At 58.1% G+C, this 26,206-nt stretch carries 25 protein-coding genes; 8 read left to right on the top strand and 17 right to left on the bottom strand.

Annotated elements, in window-relative coordinates; genetic code table 11:
- Positions 1-20: 20 nt before the first annotated feature.
- Complete coding sequence (locus MFLA_RS09420; RefSeq protein ID WP_011480063.1) at positions 21-1,091, top strand: rhomboid family intramembrane serine protease; 1,071 nt, start codon at positions 21-23, stop codon at positions 1,089-1,091.
- A 9-nt stretch (positions 1,092-1,100) separates the two neighbouring features.
- On the opposite strand, the gene MFLA_RS09415 is transcribed toward MFLA_RS09420, so the two are convergent.
- The 8 genes from MFLA_RS09415 to cysZ all read right to left on the bottom strand — a co-directional run bounded on the left by MFLA_RS09415 (position 1,101) and on the right by cysZ (position 7,944).
- Positions 1,101-1,316 (bottom strand): hypothetical protein, encoded by a 216-nt coding sequence (locus MFLA_RS09415; RefSeq protein WP_229407045.1) that lies wholly within the window; start codon positions 1,314-1,316, stop codon positions 1,101-1,103.
- 43 nt (positions 1,317-1,359) lie between these two features.
- Positions 1,360-1,866, bottom strand: a complete 507-nt coding sequence (tadA, locus tag MFLA_RS09410; RefSeq protein ID WP_011480061.1) for a tRNA adenosine(34) deaminase TadA — start codon at positions 1,864-1,866, stop codon at positions 1,360-1,362.
- Positions 1,866-3,827 carry a transglutaminase TgpA family protein gene (locus tag MFLA_RS09405; protein ID WP_011480060.1) on the bottom strand — a complete coding sequence of 654 codons (1,962 nt, stop codon included), beginning with the start codon at positions 3,825-3,827 and terminating at the stop codon, positions 1,866-1,868. Before MFLA_RS09405 ends, tadA begins: the two co-directional genes overlap by 1 nt.
- Complete coding sequence (locus MFLA_RS09400) at positions 3,824-4,777, bottom strand: DUF58 domain-containing protein (protein ID WP_011480059.1); 954 nt, start codon at positions 4,775-4,777, stop codon at positions 3,824-3,826. Before MFLA_RS09400 ends, MFLA_RS09405 begins: the two co-directional genes overlap by 4 nt.
- The gene (locus MFLA_RS09395) at positions 4,758-5,666 is read right to left on the bottom strand and encodes an AAA family ATPase (RefSeq protein WP_011480058.1); all 909 of its coding nucleotides are present in this window, start codon (positions 5,664-5,666) and stop codon (positions 4,758-4,760) included. Before MFLA_RS09395 ends, MFLA_RS09400 begins: the two co-directional genes overlap by 20 nt.
- Positions 5,667-5,690: 24 nt before the next feature.
- A complete protein-coding gene (locus tag MFLA_RS09390; protein WP_011480057.1) occupies positions 5,691-6,146 on the bottom strand; it encodes a phosphate-starvation-inducible PsiE family protein in 456 nt (151 codons plus the stop codon).
- Between the two features lie 137 nt (positions 6,147-6,283).
- Positions 6,284-7,186, bottom strand: a complete 903-nt coding sequence (locus MFLA_RS09385) for a LysR family transcriptional regulator (RefSeq protein WP_011480056.1) — start codon at positions 7,184-7,186, stop codon at positions 6,284-6,286.
- Positions 7,183-7,944, bottom strand: a complete 762-nt coding sequence (cysZ, locus tag MFLA_RS09380) for a sulfate transporter CysZ (protein ID WP_011480055.1) — start codon at positions 7,942-7,944, stop codon at positions 7,183-7,185. Before cysZ ends, MFLA_RS09385 begins: the two co-directional genes overlap by 4 nt.
- A 139-nt stretch (positions 7,945-8,083) precedes the next feature.
- On the opposite strand from cysZ, the gene MFLA_RS09375 reads away from it, so the two are divergent.
- The 6 genes from MFLA_RS09375 to MFLA_RS09350 all read left to right on the top strand — a co-directional run bounded on the left by MFLA_RS09375 (position 8,084) and on the right by MFLA_RS09350 (position 12,209).
- Positions 8,084-8,806 carry a pirin family protein gene (locus tag MFLA_RS09375; protein WP_048811946.1) on the top strand — a complete coding sequence of 241 codons (723 nt, stop codon included), beginning with the start codon at positions 8,084-8,086 and terminating at the stop codon, positions 8,804-8,806.
- Positions 8,807-8,820: 14 nt separating this feature from the next.
- Positions 8,821-9,387 carry a flavodoxin family protein gene (locus tag MFLA_RS09370; RefSeq protein WP_011480053.1) on the top strand — a complete coding sequence of 189 codons (567 nt, stop codon included), beginning with the start codon at positions 8,821-8,823 and terminating at the stop codon, positions 9,385-9,387.
- Between the two features lie 36 nt (positions 9,388-9,423).
- A complete protein-coding gene (locus tag MFLA_RS09365) occupies positions 9,424-10,005 on the top strand; it encodes a YceI family protein (RefSeq protein WP_011480052.1) in 582 nt (193 codons plus the stop codon).
- A gap of 86 nt (positions 10,006-10,091) precedes the next feature.
- Positions 10,092-11,168: an alkene reductase gene (locus MFLA_RS09360; RefSeq protein WP_011480051.1), complete on the top strand. Its 1,077-nt coding sequence runs from the start codon at positions 10,092-10,094 to the stop codon at positions 11,166-11,168.
- Positions 11,169-11,172: 4 nt separating this feature from the next.
- Entirely contained in the window at positions 11,173-11,775 is a 603-nt protein-coding gene (locus MFLA_RS09355; RefSeq protein WP_011480050.1) for a nitroreductase family protein, read from the top strand.
- Between the two features lie 59 nt (positions 11,776-11,834).
- Positions 11,835-12,209 (top strand): thioredoxin family protein, encoded by a 375-nt coding sequence (locus tag MFLA_RS09350; protein WP_011480049.1) that lies wholly within the window; start codon positions 11,835-11,837, stop codon positions 12,207-12,209.
- A gap of 141 nt (positions 12,210-12,350) precedes the next feature.
- Here MFLA_RS09350 and MFLA_RS09345 read toward each other — a convergent pair whose 3' ends face one another.
- The 9 genes from MFLA_RS09345 to purB all read right to left on the bottom strand — a co-directional run bounded on the left by MFLA_RS09345 (position 12,351) and on the right by purB (position 23,021).
- Positions 12,351-12,692, bottom strand: coding sequence for a hypothetical protein (locus MFLA_RS09345; RefSeq protein ID WP_011480048.1), 342 nt, complete (start codon positions 12,690-12,692; stop codon positions 12,351-12,353).
- Between the two features lie 26 nt (positions 12,693-12,718).
- Positions 12,719-13,720 (bottom strand): peptidoglycan DD-metalloendopeptidase family protein, encoded by a 1,002-nt coding sequence (locus MFLA_RS09340; protein ID WP_011480047.1) that lies wholly within the window; start codon positions 13,718-13,720, stop codon positions 12,719-12,721.
- The gene (locus tag MFLA_RS09335) at positions 13,720-14,391 is read right to left on the bottom strand and encodes a protein-L-isoaspartate(D-aspartate) O-methyltransferase (protein WP_011480046.1); all 672 of its coding nucleotides are present in this window, start codon (positions 14,389-14,391) and stop codon (positions 13,720-13,722) included. Before MFLA_RS09335 ends, MFLA_RS09340 begins: the two co-directional genes overlap by 1 nt.
- A 3-nt stretch (positions 14,392-14,394) precedes the next feature.
- Positions 14,395-15,138, bottom strand: coding sequence for a 5'/3'-nucleotidase SurE (gene surE / locus MFLA_RS09330; protein WP_011480045.1), 744 nt, complete (start codon positions 15,136-15,138; stop codon positions 14,395-14,397).
- Between the two features lie 79 nt (positions 15,139-15,217).
- Complete coding sequence (gene wrbA / locus MFLA_RS09325) at positions 15,218-15,817, bottom strand: NAD(P)H:quinone oxidoreductase (protein WP_011480044.1); 600 nt, start codon at positions 15,815-15,817, stop codon at positions 15,218-15,220.
- Positions 15,814-16,641, bottom strand: a complete 828-nt coding sequence (locus MFLA_RS09320) for an NYN domain-containing protein (protein ID WP_011480043.1) — start codon at positions 16,639-16,641, stop codon at positions 15,814-15,816. The genes wrbA and MFLA_RS09320 overlap by 4 nt, the downstream gene beginning before the upstream one ends.
- 23 nt (positions 16,642-16,664) lie before the next feature.
- On the bottom strand, positions 16,665-19,835 hold the full coding sequence (locus MFLA_RS09315; RefSeq protein WP_011480042.1) for a translocation/assembly module TamB domain-containing protein: 3,171 nt from the start codon (positions 19,833-19,835) through the stop codon (positions 16,665-16,667).
- Positions 19,835-21,667: an autotransporter assembly complex protein TamA gene (locus MFLA_RS09310; protein WP_229407044.1), complete on the bottom strand. Its 1,833-nt coding sequence runs from the start codon at positions 21,665-21,667 to the stop codon at positions 19,835-19,837. The genes MFLA_RS09315 and MFLA_RS09310 overlap by 1 nt, the downstream gene beginning before the upstream one ends.
- On the bottom strand, positions 21,651-23,021 hold the full coding sequence (gene purB / locus MFLA_RS09305) for an adenylosuccinate lyase (protein ID WP_011480040.1): 1,371 nt from the start codon (positions 23,019-23,021) through the stop codon (positions 21,651-21,653). The genes MFLA_RS09310 and purB overlap by 17 nt, the downstream gene beginning before the upstream one ends.
- A 546-nt stretch (positions 23,022-23,567) precedes the next feature.
- On the opposite strand from purB, the gene acnB reads away from it, so the two are divergent.
- Positions 23,568-26,135 carry a bifunctional aconitate hydratase 2/2-methylisocitrate dehydratase gene (acnB, locus tag MFLA_RS09300; protein WP_011480038.1) on the top strand — a complete coding sequence of 856 codons (2,568 nt, stop codon included), beginning with the start codon at positions 23,568-23,570 and terminating at the stop codon, positions 26,133-26,135.
- Positions 26,136-26,206 lie beyond the last annotated feature (71 nt).

Here is a 26,206-nt window from a genome sequence, read left to right as displayed (position 1 = left end):
TGTATCCTCCATCCAACGATATGACTGACCTAACCGATAGCTGGCCTTCCCTAGGTGCTGCAATCAAGCAGCGCACGCCAGGCATCCCGGTGACCAAGTGCCTCATCGCGGCCAACTTGCTGGTATTTGTGCTGATGCTGTTCAATGGTGCTGGTTTCTGGCACTCCCCCAACAATGTGCAGCTGCAGCTTGCATGGGGTGCCAACTTCGGTCCTGCGACGCAGGATGGGGAATGGTGGCGTTTGTTCACCGCCTTGTTCTTGCATTTCGGCGCTGTGCACCTGGCATTGAACATGATTGCATTCTGGGATGGCGGGCAGCTCGTGGAGCGCATGTATGGCCATTGGCGCTACCTGGTCATCTATCTGGTCAGCGGCTTGGTCGGTAACCTGCTTTCGCTGGTGTGGCAGGGCAACCAGGCGGTATCTGGTGGGGCATCTGGCGCGATTTTCGGCATTTATGGCGCCTTGATCGTATTTCTCTGGCAAGAACGGGCGTTGCTAGACCGACGCGAGTTCCGTTGGCTGTTCGGGGGCGCCTGCGTATTCGCAACCGCCACCATTGCGCTGGGCTTCATGATTCCCGCGATTGACAATGCCGCACATATTGGCGGCTTTGTCGCGGGCATGCTGGCTGGATTGCTGCTGATGCGCGGCTTGAGGCCGCAAGAGGTAGTGCCACGTTTGCCCCGGCTGATCGGCGGCAGCCTGCTGGTAGCTGCTATTGCCATCATGCTATACAAGCTTCCAGCGCCTAAATACAGCTGGGGCGATGAGCTGCTGCTGCAAAAGGAAATCAATGCTTTCATTCAGGAAGATCAGGCGATCAACCGTTCTTGGCTGCATATCATGCATGAGAGCAAGCAGGGCAATGTGACATATTTTGAGCTGGGCGAGCAGATCGAGAACGATATCACCGACCGCTATCAGGAACGCTATGAGGCCTTGTCGCAACTGCCCTATGATCCTAATCTACCGTCTGCCGCCAAGCTAGAGAACATACTGCAATACACCAAGCAGAAGCGCGATGCTTCGCGGGCTTTGGCCGAGGAGCTCAAGCAGGGCAGAAAGCCGTCTAAACCTGCGCCCTGAGCATTTGGCCTACATGGTTTTGCGCCTATCCAGCCATGTCACGAGCAGGGATAGTAGCCAGAGCATGGCCTTGAACGTGTTCATGACCGGCACCAGACTCCAGAATACGCTGCCAAGAATCTGCCTGCAGAGCATGGATTTGAAGCAGGCTGTCTTGTAGATGGTGGAAAGCAGGCAAAGCCCAAGCGATATGAAATACACCACGATATACTCTTCTGGAATCATGATTGTCTCCTCGGTTCTCCCGCCTGTCATTCAGGTGTAAATCTTAATTGCTGCCAGACTTTTCTACCTTTTGCTGCCGCCGCCGTTCGGCAAAGAATTGCGTAAGGGTGGCGCTGCATTCCTGCACCAATACGCCGCTTTTTACCAGGGTATGGTGGTTGAGTCTCTCTTCGGCCATGAGGTCGATGACGCTTCCACAAGCGCCGGTCTTGTAATCATGGGCGCCAAATACCAGGCGTGCAATGCGGGCATGCTGGATGGCGCCTGCACACATGGCGCAGGGTTCCAGCGTGACATACAACGCGCAGCCGGTCAGACGGTAGTTGCCCAGCCTGGCCGCGGCATCGCGCATGGCACGTATTTCGGCATGTGCGCTGGGGTCGTGGTATGCGATCGGCGCATTGCTGCCGCGGCCAATCACCACCCCGTCTTTCACCACGACAGCACCCACGGGTACTTCGCCCGCAAGAGCGGCCTCCTGTGCCAGCTGCAGGGCAATGCGCATGAAATCTTCGTCAGCGGCGGTGTTTTCTTCTTGAGATGCTGGCATTAGCCATCTAGTCCTTCTATTAGTAACCGTAATTCTGCCATGGTTTTGTGCTCATTAGGCAGTTCTTCAAGTGGTCCGTAACGAAGCGCGAGATAAAGCCGGGTGATACGGGCAATGTCTGTCGCATGCTGAGGTAACGCTGTGCTGGCACGTCGCTGGACGCTGAGCGGCCCTTCTCCGGGACTATGGTGAATCCCCCTGCGCGACAGTTTCGCCAGGTAGCGCAGGTAAAGCGCTTTTATGGGGTCGGTTGGTATATGCCTGCGGCGGAGTAACCAGGCGCACAGCAGTACCGACATCAACAGCAGACTGCCAGTGAGCCATAGCATGAGCTGCTGCCAGTTGGCGGATGTACCCGTCATGCGTGACAGCAGCGCAAGCTGGCGTTGCTGGTCATAGCCCAGCACCCACTGGTTCCAACCGTTGTTAATGGCATCCCAGTTCAGGTATAGATCGCGCAGCCAGGTGCGATCCTGCCGCGCCAGGATAGGCAATGGGCTATTGTCCGACAATGCTGTGCTGATCCCGCTCTCCACCCGGGATGGGGCGACTGCCGCCGTGGGGTCCACCCTGACCCAGCCCCGGCCTTCGAGCCAGACTTCCACCCAAGCATGGGCATCGGATTGGCGTACGATCAGGTATTGGCCCACGGGATTGGTCTCGCCGCCCTGATAGCCTGTGACGATGCGTGCAGGAATGCCGGCAGCCCGCATGAGGTAGGCAAAGCTGCTGGCATAGTGCTCGCAGAAGCCGCGCCTGCTGTTGAAGAGAAAGTCATCAATAGCTTGGTCGCCCAGGCGCGGGGGCGTCAGGGTGTAGAAAAATGCCTGGCTGCGGAACATCGACAACGCGGCATCGATAATGCGCTCCGGCGCTTGCAGCTCCCGGTGCCAGGCTTGCGCCAGTGCACGGCTGCGCGGATTGCCGCCCGATGGCAGCTGCAAGGCCTGGGCAAGTGTCTTGTCGGAGATGTCGGCGGCTAGGTGGTATTGTACGTGGGAGCTACCGGTATAGCGCATTCTTGTCCGAACGGGCATCTGCGCAAGCGCCTGCCGGTCGCTGGTAAAAGAGGTGCCCGCCGGTTGGGCGTGCGGCACATCCAGCATCAGCAGCCAGCGGCGGTTATGCGGTTCCAGCGTGACGGCATAGTCGACTGGTTCCGCCAATCCCTCCAGCGTTTCCTGGTAGCGTTCATGCCCTCCCATATGCCAGTTGCGACCATCGAATTGCCAGAGTACTGGTCCGCGCCAATAAAGGTGCTGCTGCGCTGGGATTTTGCCCTGGAACTGCGCTCGGAAGGCCACTGAACCGGACAGGCTGAGCTCACTGATGTCGCCAGGTTGCATATGGTCATTCAGACCGCTCATGGCACGGTAGGCATCCTGCGGCACGCCCCAGAGCGGGCCGGGAATGCGCGGGAACAGCATAAAAAGCACCAGCATCAGCGGTACTGCCTGCAAGAGCAGCATCATACTCAAGCGAGTGCGCACGCGGTGGGGCAGGATGCCGTGCGGATAACTGATGCCGATTAGACATGCTGTCAGGCCGAATACCGGGAGCAGCAGGTAAGCGCCGACCCATAGCGACTGGTCGAACAGAAAGGCAGTGATCGTGAGAAAATACCCAGCAAAGATCAGGATGATATAGTCGCGTCGGGTGCCGGACTCCATGAGTTTGAGCGACAGCATCAGCGCAAGCAGCGTCACGCTGGCATCGCGACCAAACAGGGTACGGTATTGCAGGTATATCCCGGCGACGCCCAGCAGGGTGATGGGCAACAGCAACCATAACTTGGGCATGGTCCACTGCTTCAGCTGCAGTAACAGGCGCCAGACCATGAATAGCAGGATCAATGCACTGGCCCATAGCGGGAAGTGGCTGAAATGTAGCGCCATGGCGAGCAACATGGCTCCCAGCAGCCAATGGAGGTCGGCCTTGCCAGGCTGGCTGGCGATGCTCACTCCACCTCCAGCAGGGCCAGGGCGCGCAGGCAGGCTTCATAGTGGGCTTGACTGTGTGCCGGTGCGAGATCCCTACCCGGCAGGCGCAAGCCGTAACGCTGATTGGTTTCGTGCGCCTGCATGACCCAGCTGGTCAGCTGGCTCAAGCGTTGCTCGAGGTCGCTGCCAGGCGTCTGCCCTAGGTCCAGCCAGACCTGCTGCTGCGATTCGGCATGAAAGTCGCGGCTGTACATGCCTTGCTCGCGTGAGGATGCCTTCCAGTCTATCCGGCGAGGAGAGTCCCCGCGCTGGTAAAGCCGCAAGCCCGCGAAATCCTCATCCCCTGCTTGCGGGGAGAGGCTGCCGCTATGGGTCGGCCCATTCGCTTGCGGCAGGGGCAGGGACGTGGCAGCAGGGCGTGGGTACACTAGACAGCGGGTTCCGGTTTCAAGCCGGCTCCAGGCGCGGAATAGGCCGCCCAGGAACCCGGTCGAGAGGGTGAGAATCCCCATGTCGTGCCAGCCGCGCTTGAGTGTTGGACTGCCGATCACTAGCGTGGCAGTGCCGTTGGCTGGCACATCGACGAATAACGCGGCTTGGCTGCCCAGGCTGGCGGCAATGGCAAAGCGTTCGCATCCGCGGTCTTCCGACAGGGAAACATGGAGCATGGCATCCTGGCCAGCAAAGACGGGGGATGGCGGGGCTGCTTCGACTTGCAGCCATGCTAGGTTGCGCCAGGTGTGCAGCAGGGAGACCAGTGCCATGCCCGCGAGCAGGAAGGTGAGAATGAACCCCAGATTCAGGGTGTAATTGATGGCACCTGTAAGCATGGCAAGCAATAGGATGGCAAGGCCCCAGCCTGCGCGGCTGGGCATGATATAGATGCGCTGGAGCGTCAGCTTGGCGGGGAGTGTCGCACTGTGGCGCCTCCACAACCTCGCTGACTGGGTGTCAAGGGATGGCAACGGCATTCAGCAGGTGCTCAGCGGTGTCGCTGACGGTACTGCCGGAGATGGGTTGGAGGCGGTGGCCTGCCACACCAGGTAGCACTGCCTGGATGTCGTCGGGGATGGCAAAGTCGCGCCCGTGAATCAATGCCCAGGCTTGCGCGCACTGCCGCAACGCCAGCCCGGCGCGAGGCGACAGACCAGCCTTGAACTGGTTGCAGTTGCGGCTATATTGCAACAGGGCCTGCAGGTAGTCCAACAGCGCATCGGAAAGATGGACGCGGTCGACTGCCTGTTGCAGGGCGATCAGCCCGCTTGCGTCAATCGCCTGCTCCGGCGCATGAACGCCGTGGCGCCCACCATCGTTCCGGAGCAGGGCGCGTTCTGCGCGAGGGTCGGGATAGCCCAGTTTGATGCGCATGAGGAAACGATCCAATTGCGATTCTGGCAGGATAAATGTGCCGACGTGTTGGGACGGGTTCTGGGTAGCGATCACGAAAAACGGCGCTGGTAGCGCGCGCGTTTCGCCTTCGAGCGTCACCTGGCCTTCTTCCATGACCTCCAGTAGCGCGCTCTGGGTTTTGGGCGTGGCGCGGTTGACTTCATCCGCCAGCAGCACTTGGGTAAACACCGGGCCGGGATGGAATTTGAAATCAGCCGCATTGCGGTCATAGACCGATACGCCGAGGATATCGCCTGGCAGCAGATCGCTGGTGAATTGCACGCGATTGAACTGCAAGCCCAGCACCTGGGCCAGCGTGTAGGACAAGGTGGTTTTGCCCATGCCGGGCAGGTCCTCGATCAGCAGGTGCCCGCGAGCGAGGATGGCAGCCAGGGCCAGCTTGATTTGCTGGTCCTTGCCTAGAATGATGCGGCTGGTGTTCTGGATGATGGCCTGGATCTGGGCCTGCATGCTCTTTCCTTCATGTGTGTTGTGTTAATCGGTTTGCTGCTTCTGGCCCCAGCGCACCAGCACGAAAGTCAGCCCGAGCATGAGGCCTGCGCCGACCCAGAGCACTACCTCCATCGGGTCAGGCGTGACTTCCTGTACCGGCATGATGATGAGTTTGCGCAGCACCAGCACCATGGCGACTTCGATAAAGGTTTCCACTTCCAGCTTGGCGCCCATGAGGTAGCGGATCTCGGCGGAAATCAATGCTGAAATCGACCACAGTAACATCAGGGTACCCAGCGCGTTGAGGAAGCCATGAACGAGATTATTGGCGGCAAAGGCGATGCGCACGTCGAGGAAAAACAGCCAGGTGAACATCGCCACGGAGACAGCGAGCGCCAATCCGATGGTGATATGCGCGAAACCATTGAGCCAGAGCATGGCGCGAATGGTATAGCGATTGATGGCGTTGAACTCGCGTGGAAAGTGGTTTTGTGCCATGGTGGTTTCCTGTCTCCCCTTCTTAATGTTTGTCTTGGTGGCGTGTCATATCCAACGGCATCATTGTGTGATTGTTGAAGTAGGATGCCCTTCTGCGCCAATATACCAAATTTCCCGGAACTACATGCCAGCTTGTCTCACCCAGGCAGGAAGGCCTCCATACCAACTTTCTGCAATTCCTGCAGCAGCCATTGCTGCGCCTTGCCGCCGCTGCGCCAGGCGACATAGGCCACCACTTCCGGCTTCGGCTCTGCCACCTCGCGGATCAGTAATTCGCCGCGTGCAGCATGGTATTCAGCGAGTTTGCGCGGTAAATAACCCACCCCGAGCCCCTTGATCTGTGCCAGTGCCTTGCTCGGAATGTCTGGAACAGACAGCACATCCTGTCCGTCCAGGATACCGGATGTTTTCGGCGGGAGGTGGCGTGAGCTGTCTGCCGCCGAAATGGAACGGTGCTGCTGGATGTCGTGGTTGGACAGTGGTTCTGGCAGGTCAGCCAAAGGATGGTGGGGCGCGATGGCGAATACGAATTCCAGCGTGCCGAGCAGGCGCGTGGTATAGCCGCCGCCGGATGGACCTTCGCCTGGCGCGCCTATCGAGATATCCGCCCGGTTGCTGATCAAGGCATCCCAGCTGCCGCCGTAGACTTCGCGCTGCAGATATACGCGAGTACCGAATGCTTGACGGTAAAAGCGATCCAGGATGTCATACAGTGGTTCCAGCCTGAGGAGGTCGCTGATGGCAATGCGGATATCGGTTTCTATGCCAGTGGCGACGCGACGCACCCTACGTTCCAATTCCCCAGCCGCCTTGAGCAGGTGGCGGCCTTCGCGCAAGAGCTCGAGCCCGGCAGCGGTGAGCTTTGCCTTGTGCCCGCTGCGGTCGAAAAGCTTGATGTCGAGGTCGTCTTCCAGCGTGCGGATGGTATAGGTGATGGCCGAAGGAACGCGGTGAAGGCTTTCGGCGGCGGCGGAGAAGCTTCCCTCACGGTCAATCGCATCCAGCACCTCAAGCGCTTCGATGGAGAGCCTGATGCTCATGCGGAGGCTTTCGGGAGCGTGTTACGCTCACGCACCCAGAACAGCGTGGCGCCTGCGATTGCCGCCGGCATCATCAGGACATTGAGTCCGGGAATCCACAGCGCAGCATAGACGCTGGCGCCAAATCCCAGGCTTTTCAAGCGCTTCTGTCTCAGCCAGGCCAGCATATCCTGCCAGTCTAGTTTGTGGTTGTCCGCAGGATAGTCGAGGTATTGCACGCACATCATCCAGATGCCAAACAGCAGCCACAAGGGTGGGGCGAGCAAGTTGAGTCCGGGGATCAGCGACAGGAGCATGAGGCCCAGCGCGCGCGGCAGGAAGTACAACAACTTGCGCAGCTCGCGGCCTAAAGTGCGGGGGATGATGGCCAATAGCTCCTGTAGGCTGAAGGCGGGAAAGTCGTCCTGGCCGCGGATCATGACTTCCGCTTTTTCCGCCAGCAGACCATTGAATGGCGCGGCAATCAGGTTGGCAAACAGGCTGAAGGTGAAAAAGATGATCAGCATAAGCAGAATGGCGAAGAAAGGCCATGCCAGGTAAGAAAGGAATTCCAGCCATTGGGGAAAGGTCGCCAGCAATCCTGCCAGCCAGCGGTCGAACTGCCTGATGGCGTAATAGACCATGCCGATAAACAGCGCGAGGTTGGCAAGCAGGGGCAAGAGCACAAACAGGCGTAGTCCTGGGCTCAATACCAGTTTCAGGCCTTGCCATAAATACTGTGGCCCTGACACAGCGTTGGGTTGGATGATGGTGGTCATGCAGTCTCTGGGTGGGTGCACCGCAACATGTTCATAATTTTTGAACAATATATACAAAATTCTTTGCTATTCATACTGCAGTCGTTTATCTACCATGCCTATTCAGTTCAATATTATTGAAGGTCAAGAAAGGCACACCATGATCAGTTTGCGTAAAGCCCAGGAGCGCGGCCATGCCAACCATGGTTGGCTCGACAGCTATCATTCATTTTCCTTTTCCAGCTACCAGGATCCCGAGCACATGCATTACTCGGTACTGCGTGTGATCAATGAGGATGTGATCGCGCCCGGCATGGGGTTCGGCATGCACCCGCACCGCGATATGGAAATCATCACCTACATGCTCAAAGGCGAGTTGCGCCATGAGGATAGCCTGGGCAACGGCTCGGTGATTCGCGCGGGCGACGTACAGCGCATGAGCGCTGGTACCGGCATCGTGCACAGCGAATTCAACGCTTCTGACCGTAGCCAGGCACATTTGTTGCAGATATGGCTGTTGCCCGAAGAGGGCGGGATATCGCCTGGGTACGAGGAGAAGCACTTTGCCGCCGAGGAGAAGCGCGACCGCTGGTGCCTGGTTGCGTCACGCGATGGCCGTGAGGGTTCATTGCGCATTCACCAGGATGTTGCCCTGTATGCAACAGTGCTGTCCGAAAACCAGCGAATCGAATACAGCATGCAGCGAGGACGCAGCGTATACCTGCATGTGGTACGCGGAAGCCTCATTGTGGATGGATTATTGCTGGAGGCGGGCGATGCTGCCAAGGTCGATGCCCAGCAGCACATTGAAATCACGGCGGGGGAAGCAGCAGAGGTGCTGTTGTTCGATCTGCCATCTCATCATTCCGTTAATCTTGTGTAATGAAAGGAAATATCATGACGAAAGTGGTAGTGGTGTATCACAGCGGCTATGGCCATACTGAAGTCCAGGCAAAAGCAGTCGCGCGCGGGGCTGAGAAAGTCGACGGCACCGAGGTGCAACTGTTCAACTCGGAGGATGCACAGCAAAACTGGGATGCGCTGAACGCCGCTGACGCCATCATCTTCGGCAGCCCGACCTACATGGGCTCGGCTTCTGCCCAATTCAAGGCATTCATGGATGCCAGCTCCGGCATCTGGTATAACAGGGGGTGGAAGGACAAGGTGGCTGCAGGCTTCACGACTTCAGCCAGCCAGAGCGGAGATAAGCTCAACACTATTGTGCAGCTTGCTATTTTTGCCGCCCAGCACGGCATGATCTGGGTGGGAAATGATTTGCTGCCAGGGAACAACAGCAGCTCAGGTTCAGTCAATGACTTGAACCGCCTGGGTGGTTTCTTGGGCGCATTGGCCCAGGCGAACAGTGATCAAGGCCCAGACGTTGCGCCATTGCAGAGTGACTTGCTGACAGCCGAACACCTGGGTGAGCGGGTTGCCAGCATCACCAAGAAGTTACGCAGTTAAACTAAAACGATTTTTGAAACGCAGAGAGGAAATGCAATGAAACACTCCATCGCTAAACTGGGCTTGGTTGCCGGCCTGTTTGCAGCAAGCAGCCTGGCATTTGCTGCCGTCGAGACTTACGAGATCGACAATACGCACAGCTTTGCCAACTTTGCGATCCGCCACGTCGTGTCCAAGACCTCTGGTACTTTCAGTGACATCACGGGCAAACTGGCCATCGACAAGGACAACTTGGCCAATTCCAGCGTGGATGCGAGGATCAACGTGCTGAGCGTCAACACCAGCAACGCAAAGCGCGACGACCACATTAAGAAAGAAGAATATCTCAATGCAGGAAAGTTCGGCGAAATGCGCTTCGTCAGTACTAAGGTTGAGCCGACTTCTGCCACTCAGGGCAATGTCACGGGCAAGCTCACCATCAACGGTGTGACCAAGGAAGTGACCTTCCCATTTGCCATTCTCGGTTTCGGCAACGACCCCTGGGGTAACGTACGCACCGGTATCGAAGCCAAGACCATCATCAAGGCTTCCGATTATGGCTATACCTGGGGCAAGCCTGGTTCCCCGGTGGGCGATGATATCGAAGTCACCTTGCTGATCGAAGGTATCAAGAAGTAAATCCTGCATGTTATGTCTTAACGTCCGATAAGCCGCGCAAGTCTCGACTTGCGCGGTGTTTCGTTGTTCAATTACGGAGGAATGTCATGCCTGCTGATTTATTCAGCCCAACCAAATTGGGCAGCATCGCACTCAAGAACCGCATCGTGATGGCGCCACTGACCCGCAACCGTGCCGGCAAGGGCAATGTGCCACAGCCTATCAATGCCGAGTATTATGCCCAGCGCGCTTCCGCCGGGCTGATCATCACCGAGGCGACACCGATTTCTCCCACTGCACATGGCTATCCCGCCACGCCAGGCATACACGAGCCCGAGCAAGTGGAGGGCTGGAAGCTGGTGACGAAGGCCGTCCATGACAAGGGGGGCAAGATCGTGCTGCAGCTCTGGCATGTAGGCCGTATCTCGCACCCGTCCCTGCAGCCTGGCAATGCCCTGCCCGTAGCACCTTCGGCCATCAAGCCGGCAGGGCAGGCCTTTACCTACGAGGGCTTGCAGGATTTCGTCACGCCGCGTGCATTGGCGATTGAGGAGCTGCCGGGCATCGTTGCAGATTATGCGCAGGCTACGCGCAACGCACTCGAAGCCGGTTTCGACGGGGTCGAGATTCATGCTGCTAATGGCTACCTGCTAGACCAGTTCCTGCGCGACAGCACCAACCGCCGTACCGATGAGTATGGTGGCAGTATCGAGAACCGCACCCGTCTGTTGTTGGAAGTGACCCAGGCCGTGGTCGATGTGGCTGGTGCGGACCGTGTTGGGGTGCGCATTTCGCCGCTGAATCCATTCAATGACATCAGCGATTCCAATCCGCAGGCCTTGTTCAACCATGTGGCTGACAGCCTCAGTCCGTTTGGACTGGCTTATCTTCATGTCGTCGAGGGCGGAATGGGCGGCGGGGATATACCGCCATTCGATTTCTCCGCTTTGCGTCGACACTTCAAGGGCGGCTATATTGCCAACCTTGGCTACGACAAGGCCAAGGGCAATGCCGCCATTGCCTCGGGCCATGCCGATGCAGTGGCCTACGGCAGCTTGTACATTGCCAATCCTGACCTGGTGGAGCGATTCCAGCAGGATGCGCCATTGAATACGCCTGACCAGGCGACGTTCTATGGCGGGGATGCCAAGGGCTATACCGATTACCCAACTTTACAAGGATAACAATATGTCAAAAAAACCAGCAGTTACCAGTGTTCCTATTGATTCCACCATTGCCGGTCGTTGGAGCGGTCGCGCATATGACGCCAGCAAGCCGGTCACGCGTGAGCAGACCATTGCACTGCTGGAGGCAGCCCGTTGGGCGCCTTCCTGCTATGGCGATCAGCCGTGGAGATTCATTGTCTGGGATAAGAACAAGGATGCTGCGGCATGGCAGAAAGCTTTCGATACCTTGGTAGAATTCAACCAGGGCTGGGTCAAGAACTCACCGCTCTTGATCTTGGTCGCGGCTGACACCAAGTTTCACCATAATGGAAAACCCAATCCGTTTGCAGCTTATGATGCTGGTGCCGCGGCAGAAAACCTTTGCTTGCAGGCAACTGCATCAGGACTCATGGCGCACCAGATGGCAGGTTTCGATGCGGGCAAGTTGCGGGATGCCTTTGCCATTCCCGAGCAGATCGAAATCATTGCCATGGTAGCGGTGGGTTATGCCGCTGACCCTGCCACGCTGGAGGGTGAAGTCAAGGAGGGAGAGCTGGCTGCACGCAGCCGTCGCGAGCTGGGAGAGCTGTTCTTCGACAGCGCCTGGGGTAAACCTATTGTCTGAGTAGGTGGTATACAGGTCTGTTATAATGCAACGCTTCTTCCATCAGCTGGGATTTCATCATGCCTGTTTTGCAGCTTACCAAAGCCAACTTCAAGCACACCATCGAGAGCAATGACTTTGTGATTGTTGATTTCTGGGCACCATGGTGTCAGCCCTGCGTTGCTTTCACGCCTGTTTTTGAAGCGGCCTCCGAGCAGAATCCGGATATCGTGTTCGGTATGGTGAATACCGAAGATGACCCGGAAATCAGCGAGTATTTCGAGGTGGAGAAGATTCCGGGCATCCTGGTGATCCGCGAGCAGGCCGGCATTCATGCCCAGGTCGGTGAAATAGGCGCTCCTGCGCTCGACAAGATCATTGAGTGGGCCAGGGCCTATGACATGACCCAGGTGCGCGAATATTACGCCCAGCAGGAAGCAGCGGCCGCCAAGTAGCTCGCGGGATAATGAAGTCGTTGAATGAATGCCGCCCCTTGAAAGGGGGCGGCATTTTTATTGGCTGCCATGGGTTTGGCGCATGAGGTCGCAGCACTGGCAGGGCAGTGTCAATTCAGCAAAGCACAGGATTTCAGCAGTTCAGAAGCCACCCGTGCTGAGTAGGCGAAATAGGAAAAACGCGCCTACCCCCATCATGAGGTAAAGCGGCAGGTCGCCGCGTTTGCTCAATTCCCCGCGTTTGGGGGCCGTGAGCCAGCGATTGGCAAGATAAGCGCCCAAGACCGCAGTAGGAACGGCCAGCAGCGTCCAGGTGCCAGAAAATATCCAGGCCATCGCGCGGTCCAGCCAACCCTCATCGCTGAACAGGTGGACGGCAATACCGATAATGCCGAGCAGCATCAACCCCAACCGGAGACCTGCTAGCAGCGTGGCGAGCAAGGATTCTGGCTTGGCATCGGGGTTGCGCACAGGCTTGCTCATATAGGCGGGCTCCTTGGGGTCGGTATCTAGCTCGGGGATGCAGGCAGGTATTTGCTTGGGTCTACTGATTTGCCTTGGCGGCGAATCTCGAAATGCAGCTTGACCTTGTCGGTATCGGTGTCGCCCATTTCCGCAATCTTCTGGCCCCGGGTGACTTGCTGGCCTTCCTTGACCAGGATGTTGCTGTTGTGGGCATAGACCGAGAGGAAAGTATTGTTGTGCTTGATGATGACCAGCTTGCCGTACCCTCGCAGGTCAGACCCGCTGTAAATTACCTTGCCGGGTGCCGCGGCATATACCGGCTGTCCCATGGTGCCGCCAATATCCAGGCCCTTGGTACTGGCGGAATCATTGAAGCCCGCGATGACTTTGCCGTTGGTCGGCCATGCCCATTCGATGCCTTCAATGCTTTTGGTGGCGGATGAAACTGCTGCCGGAGCCGGAGTAGCCGTTGCTGGGGCTGCCACGGGCTGAGGTTGCGGCGCTGGGGCGGGCGCATTCATGGCTGCTTCGCTGTAAGGCTGGCGTAGTGCCTTGGGCTCAATCAACAGCAGTGGTTGGCCCGCCGACAGTGGGGCGGTTTCCGCCTGCCCTGCTAGGGTGGCAGGATCGCTTCCCCCGTCCAGGTTGAGTGGCGTGACAATGACATCGCCGTCGGTGGTGCTGGCCGGTTGTCCCGCCACAGGGCTGGCTGCGGTAGAGATGTCTGCCGAACGGGCAGGCAGGTTGAGCTGCTGTCCGATGTGTATGGTATAGGCCGGTGGCGCGATATTATTGAGCTGGGCGATTTCCTTGTAATCGAACCCATATTCCAGGCCAATGCTGTACAGGGTGTCGCCCTTTTTGACGATATGCGTGTTGGGCCGCCAGTCACTGGCATGCTGGCCTGCCGCTGGTTTACCCTGTGACGGCTTGGTTGCGGGCGCGCGATCTATCACCGGGGCGTGCTCGGTCGTGCTGCAGCCTCCCAGGCCGATCAGGAGCAGGCATATCATCCTGGATGTGTTGAATTGCTTAGTCCATTGCATTAGTTGGTTCCACCTAGCAGCGGTACGAATTTCACCGCTTCCAGTTTACTTTGTCTGTATTCCGAGCCTGATGCAGTCTTGAGATGCTCGACCAGGTACAGGATTTGTTCTTCAGTGCCGACAGGGATGACCATGCGTCCCCCGACGGCAAGCTGCTCTAGCAGCTCTTGCGGGATATGACGTGCAGCCGCTGTGACCATGATGCCGTCAAAAGGTGCCAGTTCCGGCAAGCCCATGGTGCCATCGGCATGCTTGAGCTTAATATTGGCGAGGCGCAATTCCCGCAAATGGCCACGTGCCTTCATCAACAGCGGGCGGATACGCTCTACCGAGTAGACCTCCTTGGACACTTTGGAAAGTACGGCAGTCTGGTAACCGCAGCCGGTGCCGATTTCCAGTACTTTTCCGAGCGGGCCGCCGTTGCGCAAGATCTCGGTCATGCGGGCCACGATATAGGGCTGGGAAATGGTCTGTCCGAACCCGATCGGCAGCGAGCCGTCTTCATAGGCGCGTGAGGACAGCGCCTCGTCGACGAAGATATGACGGGGGATGGCGCCCAGCGCCGCCAGCACCACTTCGTCCTTGATGCCTTTCTCGCTCAGGCGCCTCAGCATACGCTCGCGCGTGCGCTGCGAGGTCATGCCAATGCCGCTTAATGCCGCGCTGCTCATACTTTACAACGCAAGCCAGTTCTTGACTTGTTCACGCTGGCTGTATTGCGTGAGGTCGATTTGCAGGGGCGTAATGGAAATGCGGTTCTGGCTCACGGCATGGAAATCCGTACCATCGCCGGCATCCTGCGCGCTGCCAGCCGCCCCGATCCAGTACACGGTCTGGCCGCGAGGCGTAGTGGACTTGATCACAGGCTCCGCCTTGTGGCGCTTACCTAGACGCGTGACTTCCGTGCCCTTGATCTGATCGAACGGCACGTCCGGCACGTTGATATTCAGCAGCACTGGCGGCGGAAAGCGGTCTTTCTGGTAACGCTTGACCAGGCTCACCATGAATTTTGCCGCAGTCTCGAAATGCTGTACGCCATGGCGCGACATGGAAACGGCAAACGACGGTACACCGAGCAGGAAACCCTCGGTAGCGGCAGCGACGGTGCCGGAATAGATGGTGTCATCCCCCATGTTGGCGCCGTCGTTGATGCCCGATATCACCATGTCGGGCAATTCGTCGAGCAGACCGGTCACGGCAAGGTGCACGCAGTCGGTCGGGGTGCCGTTGACATAATAAAAACCATTGTTGGCTCGATGCACCGACAGCGGGCGATCCAGTGTCAGGGAGTTGCTCGCGCCGCTGCGGTCACGCTCGGGAGCGACAACGACAATGTCTGCCACCTTTGCAAGGTGTTGGGCCAGGATATTGAGCCCGGGGGCAAAATAACCGTCGTCATTGGAAAGAAGAATACGCATTTTTTTATTATAACCGAGTCATGAAGCGCTTTTCATGCCTATCCGGGAACAATCGCGTAAAAAATACGGCTGGCAGTTTTCACTCGCCACGCTTGAGCTTGATGGCCGTTTCTGCCAGGCGTTTTCCCAGTGCAATGCATAGCGCTTTCTCCTCCGCGCTGACTGGCTTGTTGTTCATCACGCCAGCAAGATGGCTGGCGCCATATGGCGTGCCGCCCGTGCTGGTGGCCGCGAGCTCAGGTTCGGAATAAGGCAGGCCCAGCACCAGCATACCGTGGTGCAGCAAGGGGATCATCATGGAGAGCAGCGTGCTCTCCTGGCCGCCATGCATGGAGGATGTGGAAGTGAACACTGCAGCCGGTTTGCCGATCAGAGCACCCTTGAGCCAGAGCACGCTGGTGCCATCGAGGAAATACTTCATCGGCGCGGCCATGTTGCCGAAACGGGTCGGACTGCCCAATGCCAGTCCAGCACATTCCTCTAGGTCGGCAAGCTCGACATAAGGATCGCCGCTTTGCGGAATCTCGGGCTCGGTTGCTTCATGGTTGGCGGATACTTTGGGTACCGTGCGCAACCTGGGTTGCGTGCCTTCGACCGAAGCAATGCCGCGCGCGACGAGCTTGGCCATGTCGCGGGTAGCGCCGCCTTGAGAATAGTAGAGTATAAGAATGGGGATCATTTTTTCCGCTTGTCCTTAATACGCTGCTTATCCTTATCGATGTCAAAAAGCCCCGTGGCCTTGATCAGCTCGCTAAATTTGCTGTAACCATAATTGCGCGAATCAAAGGCAGGGAAGTTCTTGATCATATATTTTTTTATTTCCCCGATATGGGCATAGCCATCGTCATCGGACAATGCACTGATGGCTGAGCGGATGAGGGAAATGAGCCGTGTATCCATGGCCAGCTCGCGACTGCTCTTGCGGATGCCCGGAGCCAATGCGGCTGGGGACAAGGGAGTCGATGGGGCGGCTGGAGGTTTAGATTCTACGCTTGCAGAGGTCTCTGATGTTGATATGGGTGTAGGTTCGGGAGGATCGGATAATTTTTCTTTTGACAGAATTTCAATATAGATGAATTTGTTGCATGCCGCGATCAATGAGTCTGGCGTTTTTTGCTCTCCGAAGCCATACACCTGCTTGCCCGATTCGCGCAGCCGGGTGGCTAACCTGGTAAAGTCGCTATCGCTGGAAACGATGCAGAAACCATCGAGTGGGGCTGTGTATAGTAAATCCATGGCATCGATAATCAGGGCGCTATCGGTCGAGTTTTTCCCTTTTGTATTGGCATATTGCTGGATAGGCTGAATCGCATATTTGGGCAGGATTTCTTTCCAGCGCTGCATCTTGGTTTCGGTCCAGTCGCCATAAATTCGTCGAATGCTCACATCCCCGTATTTCGAGATTTCTTCCAGTAACTCATCTATCACGTTGATGAATCTGAAAGTATTGTCGGCATCAATCAATATTGCCAGGCGGGGGCTGCCAGTCTCGGTGTAATGCATGATGCGATTCTCTGTGGAATGGGTTATTGAAAGCGGAAAGTATAAAGCACATCCACCGCGCTTTCCGACCCAGCTTGCGAGACGACCGACCAGTTGCGACTGATGGTGTAGGTAAGCTTGGCGACGTTGAGCAGGCCGGTCAGGCTCTTTTCGTAGCTGAGGTAGAGCCTGGAAGACAGGCGCTTGCCGAAGTTGACGGTAGTGCTTTCCATATCACTGCCGCCTATGCTGAAGCTGTCGAGGCCTGCGGCGCGGGCCATCCTGGTCTGTAGCGGAACGGAGTCTCCCTGAGAGAGCAGGACGCCGGCGGCGAGCGAGAGCATGGCGAATTCGTTCTTGCCTGCCTGGTCCAGGCCATGGCCGAGCACCAGCCAGGAGAGTTTTTCGCTGTCCGGCACACTGGGGTTGGAAACCAGCTTGACCATGGGCATCTGGGCATTGCCGGTGATTTCGACGCCGGCCTGTACGGTCTGGTTCTCGCGCATGGCGGTAATGTTGAGGCCGGGATTATCCACCGGGCCGCTGAAGTTGACGATGCCCTGCTTGATGTTGAGCAGCTGACCATAGGCCATATAGGTGCCGCCAACCCTGATCGAACCTTCCGCACGCAGGCCGTTGGGTACGCTTCCTGACAGGGTGAGAATGCCGGTGAGGTAGCCATCCAGGCCGAAACCGCGCAGCAGGAACTGCTTGCCCGGATCGACGATGCCAATGACTTCGTCACCGAGGTTGATCCTGAGCTGGCCAATCGTGAATTGCAATGGGGCCGGCTCTTCCGCGCGCTCACGTCCTACCACGACGACGTCGTTGTCTAGCTGCGGGGCACCTTCGGACGCCAGTTCGATCAAGCCACGCACGATGCGCAGGTCGCCGTCCAGGATGAGTTCATTGTTCTGTAGTGTGGTTTTTGCGCTGCCTTTCAATACCAATGTGCGGTCAGTGCGTTCGGCCGCCGTGAAGTCGTCGAGGATCCAGTCGAGCTCCATTGCCGGTTTGCCTGCTACCAGGCTGATGTTGCCACTGGCATTGATGGTACCCTGGCCTCCTGTGAAGCGCAGCGTATCCAGAATCAGCCTGTTGCCTGACAGAGATGCGTCGAGCTGGCCATTGGTGAGGTTCACGCCTTCGGCCGGCAGGCTGGCGCTGAGGTTGCGGCCGCGGATATTGCCGTCCAGGTTGGGGTTGCCGATGCTGCCATCGGCATGGATATCGATATGGAGGGTACCATCCGCCTGGATGTCGGGAGAGGGCAGCCAGGCAAGGCTGTTCACTTCCGCGATCAGGCTGGCTTGCAACGGTGCACTGCTGACGAGGCTGAGGCTGCCATCTGCGCTGGTGACACTGGTATTGAGGCTTCCGGCAATATTGCCGAGCCCGCTACCCCGAATGCTGGCCGTCAGGCCGACCTGATTGTCACGCATCGCCAGCAGTAATTTAACTTCGCTGAGGCCTAGCGGTTGTTCGGGCTGGCCTTCGCGTACCACGGCGATATCGCCGGACTCGCGCTGCAGCATGACTTTACCGTTGAGCAGTTCCCCGGCATTGATATCCCATTCCCCTGAAAATACCGGATTGCCCTTGAGATTGGCAGGCAATGAGAATAACAGCGGCGGAATGTCCTGCAAGGCCAACCGCTCAATCTGGCCTTGCGTCTGCAAGCCATTGGGACCTTGGCGCAAGGTGTCCAGGCGGATGATGCCCTGCTTGAACTGCAAGGTCAGGTCGTCGATTGCAAGCCCGGCCGCATCGTAGCGGATGGGGGCGGGCGCTTGCAGTTTGACCGGTGCCTGTGATTGGTATTCGAACTGGTGCAGGACGCCTGTCCAGGCACCGGTGTCATCGATGCCGCCATCAAGGGTGGATTGCAGGTTGAGGCCAGGACCGGTGGCTTCCATTCTGAGCGTATGGCGCGCGCGGTTGCCGGTCAGAGCGATTTTGCCATCCATGAAGCTGCCTTGGTGGATGCGCAGGCCTGAAGCATTGAGCGCTGCATTGAGTTCGCCCTGGGTGTGCAGGCTGCCGTTGCCGCTGAGCTGATGGGCCGTGATATTGCCTGGAAGGCGCAGGTTTTCCGCGAGCAGCTGGAATTGCGCGCGCAGATCGTCGAACTCGCCAGCTACTGTGCCGCTGGCTTCGGCCTTGCCAGCAAACGCCGGCCCTAGTGCAGCCAATACGGGAAAGGCCGCTTGCCAGGCGAGGGTGCCGCCGGGCTGGCCAAGGCTACCTCGAGCGCTGATGCGGTTGTCGCCGAGTGTGGCATCGACCTGGATGCTGTCCAGGATGTTATCCAGCAGGCGTATGCTGGCTGTGGCTCGCAGAGGATGGCCGCGCCATTGGCTGTCCAGGCTGCTAAATGCCACGGTGAAGTCGGCAGCGGGCAGCAGCTTGCCGCTGACGCTGAGGTCGGCGCTCAGGTGAGCGTCGGTCGCCTGGCCCAACGCGTTCGGGTTCAAGTCGCGTAACCGGATGTCGAGCTTGAGCGGCAGGTCGCCCTCCAGGGCAACTTCTCCCGTAATATCCAGCCTGCCAGCCGCAGGCAGCGGACTATCGATCGCGACCATGGCAGGCAGCTCGTTCTGCATTGCAAACAGGTTGCGCATGTCAAAGCGCAATGCCTGGAGGTCACCGGAAAGGGTGGTGTTGAGGTCATACGGCATGTTGCCTTGCGCCTGGCGGATGTGGATGTTGCCCGACAAGGGAAATGGCTTGCTGTTCCGCAGGACGACCTCGGCCGTGATGTCGCCCCAGGGCGTTTCCGCGCGCGACAGCTGCAGGCGGATGGTGTTGCTGTCCGCCGCCATGTTGAGCGTGACATGCTGCAGCACCTGGCGGCTGTTGCCGGACACGATCTCGATTTCATCTATGGACGCCTGTTCCAGTTCGATCGGGAATGGCAGTTGGATGGCGTCGGGCAATTCGGGCAGGCTGCCGGTGGGGGTATCGGGCGCATCTTCAGGCGCAGCCTGCTTCATGGTGATGACCAGCCGCTGCGCATGCAGCCGATCCACGCGCAGGCGTCCTTCGCGTGTGGGCAGTAGCCTGAGGTGGCCCTCGAACTGCAGTAGGTCGATCTCCATGCTGCCCGCATCGTAATGCAGGTCCTGCAGGCTGGAGCTGAGCTGGATCAAGGCATATGCCGGCGCGATGCAGGGCAGGAACCACAGCAGCAGGATGAGCAGTAGCCGTTTTGCCATCAGAAGGTGACCCCCAGGTTAAAGTGTAACCGGTATTCGCCGGTTTCCTGGCCGCGGGCGATATCGATGCCGATCGGCCCTGCGGGACTCTTGAAGCGGGCCCCCAGGCCATAACCATATACAGGCTTGAGGTCGCGCGTGCTGTTTGCCGCATTGCCGAAATCCACGAATGCAGCCGCGCCCCATGACTCCGTCAGCCACTGGATGATCTCGATACTGCCGGTGGCTAGGTAGCGTCCACCGATCACGGCGTCGCCATCGGCGACACCAAGGCTTTGGTAGGCATAGCCTCGCACCGATTGATCGCCACCGGCGCGGAACAGATAGGTGGCAGGTGCGTTGTTGGCGCCGCTGACAATGCCGCCTTCGAATCGGGTGATGAGCTGCGTCCTGCGCGTCAGCGGATAATAGATTTGCGTCTTGACATAACTTTGCAGAAACTTGCCGGTGGCCATGACATCGAGTGGGGCGCTAGTGAACAAGGCATTGAGCAAGTAGCCTCGCGTCGGGTTGAGCTCATTGTCCGTGCGGCGCAGGGTGATGCCGTAGGAGACGGTAGCGGCGTAGTTGTTCTCGGAATCGCTGCCATCGATGGCCAGGTGTTCTAGCAGATAGGCTGCCCCAATGGTTTGTTCGAAGCTGCGCGGGCCCCATGCGCGTTTCACCCCGCTGCCCAAGGTGGAAATGGTCTGGCCCTCGATATCAATGCGGTTGAGATCGGCATTGAAACTATCGCGGTAGCCGTTCTTGTCCGTAGGCAATCGGACCAGGGAGTTGAGTGACTGCGCTTTTTGCTCGATCTTCAAGGTGTTGGTGAAGCGCCAACCGCGGTTGAACAGGTTGAGGTCTTGGTAGGATAGTGTCGTACGAGCCCCTGTGTTGGTGCTGGCGCCGACGCCGACCCCCACTTGCACGGATTGCAACTCGGTGACGGTGACGACGATTGGTGCCGCTTCCGGGTCAGCGTCCTCGGTGTGCGATGTGACTTCGACGTTGCCGAAATAGCCGCTGGCTTGCAACAATGACTGAAAGAACAGCAAGCGGGCCTGGCTATAGGTTTCGCCTGGCTTGATTGGATTCATGTTCTCGACCAGGCTTCGCGGGTAGCGCTGCAGGCCGTTGACCTCCAGGCCGCCAAAGCGGAAAGGTGCGCCGCTGTCGATCTCCACCCGCAATCTGGCCTTGTTGCTGGCAGCATCGATTTCGGCCTTGCTGCTGGTGATCCTGGCGTTCGGGTAGCGCTGCAGCATCAGTCCTCTTAGCAGGCTGCGCTTGGCACTAGCCCAAGCATCCTGGCTGAAGCGCATATCCCGCTTGAGCGGCCAACCCTCAATCAGCTTGTCCGGGGCAGGCTCTGCACCGGCGTCTTGCTGCGTGACGTCGCCTGTGAAGCGGATATCGACGATGTCCACGGTGACCGGATTGCCCGGCACGATGGTGAATGTGGCGCGATGGCGGACATTCTCGCCTTCGCGGCTGGTTTCGAGTTGTTGCTTGATCTCTGGCGAGAAGTAGCCTTCGGTTGCTAGCAGGTCCTCTATATTGCGGGGCGCTGCCTGCAACAAGCGGTGCCATTCGGCATTGTTCATGCGCGGGTTATCAAGCCAACGCATGATCTCCATGTGCTTCTCCAGCAGATCTTCTACTGCGGAGGGGGCGTCGATATCGACGCTATAGCGGGTATCAGCAACGGCCTGGCCCTGCCATGACAGCAGGATGAGCAGCAGCCAGGCCTGTATCATCGGGAAGCATCTGTGCAGGCCCGGTGCCTTGAAAAAGTAGTCAATGGCCGCAAAGGCCATCATGGCAGGCTGGCTAAATGGCTTTTGCAAGTGCCGCGGCTTTTCCTGTGTAATTGGCAGGGGTCAGCTCCAGCAGCGCCTGCTTGGCTTCCGCCGGTATCTTGAGATCGTGGATGAAGGCATGCAGAGATTCCTTGTTGATGCCGCCCTTACCGCGCGTAAGCGCCTTGAGCTGCTCGTACGGGTTCGGTACACCGTAGCGGCGCATGACGGTCTGGATGGGCTCCGCGAGCACTTCCCAGTTGCTGTCGAGGTCTTCTTCCAGGCGCTGGCGGTTGACCTCAAGCTTGCCCAGACCCTTGAGGCAGGAGTCATAGCCAAGCAGGGCGTAGCCCAGCGCGACCCCCATGTTGCGCAGCACGGTGGAGTCGGTCAAGTCGCGCTGCCAGCGGGAGATCGGCAGCTTTTCCGCCAAGTGGCGCAGCAAGGCATTGGCCAGGCCCAGGTTGCCTTCCGAGTTCTCGAAGTCGATCGGGTTGACCTTGTGCGGCATGGTGGAGGAGCCGACTTCGCCTTCCTTTACTTTCTGCTTGAAGTAGCCCTGGGAGATATAGCCCCAGATGTCGCGGTCGATGTCGATCAGGATGGTATTGATGCGGGCCACCGTATCGTATAGCTCAGCCATGTAGTCGTGTGGCTCGATCTGGATGGTGTAGGGATTGTAGGTCAGGCCCAAGCTCTCGACGAATTTGCGGGCAAAACTTTCCCAGTCGAAATCGGGGTAGGCGGAAAGGTGGGCATTGAAATTGCCTACCGCGCCATTGATCTTGCCTAGGATCTCGTTATCTGCGAGTTGTTCGCGTTGGCGACGCAGCCGGTAGACCACGTTGGCGAGTTCCTTGCCCAGCGTGGTAGGGGAGGCGGTCTGCCCATGCGTGCGAGACAGCATCGGTATCTCGGCCAACTCGTGGGCAAGCTCGGTCAGGCGGGCAATGAGCTTGTCTACCATGGGGATAATCACTTCGTCACGCGCATGTTTCAGCATCAGGCCATGCGACAAGTTATTGATGTCTTCCGAAGTGCAGGCGAAGTGGATGAACTCGCTGACGGCGCGGATTTCGTGGTTGCCGTCGAAATGTTCCTTGAGCCAGTATTCCAAAGCTTTGACGTCGTGATTGGTACGGGATTCTATTGCCTTGACCTGTGCGGCTTCCACCTCACCGAATGCCGCAATGACCTTGTCGAGCTCGTGTATGGTCTCGGTACTGAACGGGGCGACCTCCTTGAGCTCCGCTTCGGCGGAAAGTGCCTTGAGCCACTCGACCTCGATCAGCGCGCGGAAACGGATCAGGGCATATTCGCTGAAATAGGGGCGCAAAGGATCGAGCTTGGATTGGTAGCGGCCATCGAGGGGGGAAAGTGCGTTAAGAGGTGTGAGCTCCATCGGTAAACCTTTTTGCATGGTAGTGAGCGCGGGCGCAATGGACAGCCTTCATACAAGCTGTTCTGCCAGCGTTGGAAAACCGTGATTTTACCTGACATCTGCGATTGACAAAATCGTTGGCTTCTTTCGCTCTGCATGGTCCGCCTTCCCGCCATTTCCATGTTGTCGTCCATGGTTGCGCCAAAGTGGTGCATGGATGGGCTGGCAGCGGAATGGCGACAGGCATTTTGCATCCGGATTTATCCTCATCTGCCTGGAGATTTCTGCATGCAAGGTCGAAAGGTGTGGCCTCGTGCGTCATTGGGTGCCACAAGTGCAAACAAGATTCATTCTCTGAAAAATCCTGTCAAAACAGGCATGTTCATTGCATGCAGGACATTGCCGGCGTTTTATAAGCCGGCCGCAACACTGTATAATTCACTCATTCAGGCCACGCAGATCATGCGGGCAACAGGCCTGGCGCTGCCATGGGAACATCTCCAGCATGTCTGCAGCCATCGTCACGTATGTTGCCGCCTACCGCTATCACGAAGTTAATGGAAAACCATGCTAATTGCCTATCGTAAACATGTAGAAGAACGCGCCTCCGCTGGCCTTCCCCCTTTGCCACTGGATGCAGAGCAAACCGCTGCCCTGGTTGAGCTGTTGAAGAACCCTCCCGCTGGTGAAGAGCCATTTCTTCTCAACCTGTTGGAAAACCGTATCCCGGCCGGCGTGGACCAGGCCGCCTATGTCAAGGCAGCCTTCCTGGCAGATATCGCCAAAGGCGAAGCGCATTCCCCTCTGCTCACTCCCGAGCATGCCGTCAAACTATTGGGCACCATGCTGGGCGGCTACAATGTGCAAGCCCTGGTGGCCTTGCTGGACAGCCCATTGGCTGAGCAAGTCGTCAAGGCGCTGTCGCACACTATCCTCATGTTCGATGCCTTCCATGACGTAGCCGAAAAAATGAAGGCAGGCAACACCTATGCCAAGGCATTGGTCGAATCATGGGCTGCCGGGGAATGGTTCACCAGCCGTCCCAAGTTGCCAGAAGAGTTGAGGCTGGTGGTATTCAAGGTCGATGGTGAAACCAATACCGATGACCTGTCTCCTGCGCAGGAAGCCTGGTCGCGTCCTGATATCCCGCTGCATGCCAAGGCCATGCTCATCAACAAAATGCCAGGGGCGTTGCAAACCCTGGAGCAATTGAAATCTCAGGGTTTGCCGTTGGCCTATGTCGGCGATGTCGTGGGCACTGGCTCTTCGCGCAAGTCTGCGATCAACTCGGTGCAGTGGCACATGGGCAACGACATTCCCTACATTCCAAACAAGCGCACGGGCGGGATAGTGCTGGGCGGCAAGATTGCGCCTATCTTCTTCAATACGGCGGAAGACTCCGGCGCCTTGCCCATCCAATGCGATGTGAGCGCCATGTCCACAGGCGATGTGATCGCAGTGCGGCCCTACGATGGCAAGGTGCTGAATGCTGCAGGCGAGGAAATCGCCCGATTCGAGCTGGCGCCTTTGACCATGCCGGACGAGGTGCGCGCCGGCGGACGCATCCCGCTGATTGTGGGCCGCGGCCTCACCAACAATGCCCGCCAGCTTCTCGGCCTGCCGCCTTCTGATTTGTTTATCCAGCCCATCATGCCGCAAGATACCGGCAAGGGTTACACCCTGGCACAGAAGATGGTGGGGCGCGCCTGCGGGCTGCCCGAAGGAAAGGGCGTGCGTCCGGGCACTTACTGTGAGCCCAAGATCACCACTGTCGGCTCACAGGATACGACGGGGGCGATGACGCGTGACGAACTCAAGGAGCTGGCCTGCCTAGGCTTCTCTGCCGACCTCGTCATACAGAGCTTCTGCCATACTGCCGCCTACCCCAAACCCGTGGACATCAAGTTGCAGCACAGCCTGCCGGAATTCATCTCCAGCCGCGGCGGCGTCAGCCTGCGGCCCGGTGACGGCGTGATCCACTCCTGGCTCAACCGCATGATCCTGCCCGATACCGTCGGCACCGGCGGCGATTCGCACACCCGCTTCCCGATCGGCATTTCCTTCCCCGCGGGTTCCGGCCTGGTGGCGTTTGCCGCCGCCATGGGCGCTATGCCGCTGGACATGCCGGAATCTGTGCTGGTGCGTTTCAAGGGAGAGATGCAGCCTGGCATCACCTTGCGCGACCTGGTAAATGCGATTCCCTACGCCGCGATCCAGCGGGGCGAGCTGACCGTAGGCAAGCAGGGTAAGAAGAATGTCTTCAACGGGCGCATTCTCGAAATCGAGGGACTGCCGGACCTCAAGGTCGAGCAGGCGTTCGAGTTTGCCGATGCCTCCGCCGAGCGTTCCGCCAATGGCTGTACCGTGCACCTGAACAAGGAGCCGGTGATCGAGTTCCTCAAGTCCAATATCGTGCTGATGCAGAACATGATAGACAACGGCTACCAGGATGCGCGCACCCTGCAGCGCCGCATCGAGGCAATGGAGGCCTGGCTGGCCGACCCACAGTTGCTCGAGGCCGACAAGGATGCGGAGTATGCTTATGTACTCGAGATCGACCTCAACGACATCAAAGAGCCCCTGGTGGCCTGCCCGAACGACCCGGACGACATCAAGCCGCTATCTGCCGTGGTGGGAGACAAGATCGACGAAGTTTTCATCGGCAGCTGCATGACCAACATTGGCCACTATCGTGCTGCCGCCAAGGTACTCGAGGGGGCTGGCAACATTCCGACCCGGTTATGGATCGCGCCGCCTACCCGCATGGACGAAAGCCAGTTGCGCGATGAAGGTGTCTATTCGGTGTTCGGCGTGGCGGGGGCGCGTACCGAAGTGCCAGGTTGCTCGTTGTGCATGGGGAACCAGGCCCGCGTGGCGGACAAGGCGACAGTGTTCTCGACCTCTACCCGTAACTTCGACAACCGTATGGGCAAGGATGCGCGCGTCTATCTCGGTTCTGCTGAACTGGCGGCCGTATGCGCACGCTTAGGACGCATTCCGACACAAGCCGAGTATCTTGAGATCATAGGCGACAAGCTCACTAAGCATGCCGACAATATCTACAAGTACCTCAATTTCGACCAGATGCCGGAATATACGAAGAAAGTGATTCCGATTTCCGAAGTGGCAAGCTAGGTCGCCACCGGCATTTGGCCTCGAATGCATAGACAATAAGCCGCTTCATGCGGCTTATTGTCTTTAGACGG

The organism is Methylobacillus flagellatus KT (assembly GCF_000013705.1).
Taxonomy (GTDB): Bacteria; Pseudomonadota; Gammaproteobacteria; order Burkholderiales; family Methylophilaceae; genus Methylobacillus; species Methylobacillus flagellatus.
This window is presented reverse-complemented; position numbering and strand designations above follow the sequence as displayed.

Bases quoted from the DNA above. Each gene is read 5' to 3' on its own strand.
- cysZ (WP_011480055.1), bottom strand. From the start codon at position 7,944: ATGACCACCATCATCCAACCCAACGCTGTGTCAGGGCCACAGTATTTA.
- MFLA_RS09395 (WP_011480058.1), bottom strand. From the start codon at position 5,666: ATGCAGGCCCAGATCCAGGCCATCATCCAGAACACCAGCCGCATCATT.
- purB (WP_011480040.1), bottom strand. From the start codon at position 23,021: ATGGAGCTCACACCTCTTAACGCACTTTCCCCCCTCGATGGCCGCTAC.
- MFLA_RS09385 (WP_011480056.1), bottom strand. From the start codon at position 7,186: ATGAGCATCAGGCTCTCCATCGAAGCGCTTGAGGTGCTGGATGCGATT.
- acnB (WP_011480038.1), top strand. From the start codon at position 23,568: ATGCTAATTGCCTATCGTAAACATGTAGAAGAACGCGCCTCCGCTGGC.
- MFLA_RS09420 (WP_011480063.1), top strand. From the start codon at position 21: ATGACTGACCTAACCGATAGCTGGCCTTCCCTAGGTGCTGCAATCAAG.
- MFLA_RS09375 (WP_048811946.1), top strand. From the start codon at position 8,084: ATGATCAGTTTGCGTAAAGCCCAGGAGCGCGGCCATGCCAACCATGGT.
- MFLA_RS09390 (WP_011480057.1), bottom strand. From the start codon at position 6,146: ATGGCACAAAACCACTTTCCACGCGAGTTCAACGCCATCAATCGCTAT.
- wrbA (WP_011480044.1), bottom strand. From the start codon at position 15,817: ATGATCCCCATTCTTATACTCTACTATTCTCAAGGCGGCGCTACCCGC.
- MFLA_RS09415 (WP_229407045.1), bottom strand. From the start codon at position 1,316: ATGATTCCAGAAGAGTATATCGTGGTGTATTTCATATCGCTTGGGCTT.
- MFLA_RS09320 (WP_011480043.1), bottom strand. From the start codon at position 16,641: ATGCATTACACCGAGACTGGCAGCCCCCGCCTGGCAATATTGATTGAT.
- tadA (WP_011480061.1), bottom strand. From the start codon at position 1,866: ATGCCAGCATCTCAAGAAGAAAACACCGCCGCTGACGAAGATTTCATG.
- MFLA_RS09340 (WP_011480047.1), bottom strand. From the start codon at position 13,720: ATGCAATGGACTAAGCAATTCAACACATCCAGGATGATATGCCTGCTC.
- surE (WP_011480045.1), bottom strand. From the start codon at position 15,138: ATGCGTATTCTTCTTTCCAATGACGACGGTTATTTTGCCCCCGGGCTC.
- MFLA_RS09365 (WP_011480052.1), top strand. From the start codon at position 9,424: ATGAAACACTCCATCGCTAAACTGGGCTTGGTTGCCGGCCTGTTTGCA.
- MFLA_RS09335 (WP_011480046.1), bottom strand. From the start codon at position 14,391: ATGAGCAGCGCGGCATTAAGCGGCATTGGCATGACCTCGCAGCGCACG.
- MFLA_RS09400 (WP_011480059.1), bottom strand. From the start codon at position 4,777: ATGCCGTTGCCATCCCTTGACACCCAGTCAGCGAGGTTGTGGAGGCGC.
- MFLA_RS09355 (WP_011480050.1), top strand. From the start codon at position 11,173: ATGTCAAAAAAACCAGCAGTTACCAGTGTTCCTATTGATTCCACCATT.
- MFLA_RS09345 (WP_011480048.1), bottom strand. From the start codon at position 12,692: ATGAGCAAGCCTGTGCGCAACCCCGATGCCAAGCCAGAATCCTTGCTC.
- MFLA_RS09350 (WP_011480049.1), top strand. From the start codon at position 11,835: ATGCCTGTTTTGCAGCTTACCAAAGCCAACTTCAAGCACACCATCGAG.
- MFLA_RS09315 (WP_011480042.1), bottom strand. From the start codon at position 19,835: ATGGCAAAACGGCTACTGCTCATCCTGCTGCTGTGGTTCCTGCCCTGC.
- MFLA_RS09360 (WP_011480051.1), top strand. From the start codon at position 10,092: ATGCCTGCTGATTTATTCAGCCCAACCAAATTGGGCAGCATCGCACTC.
- MFLA_RS09370 (WP_011480053.1), top strand. From the start codon at position 8,821: ATGACGAAAGTGGTAGTGGTGTATCACAGCGGCTATGGCCATACTGAA.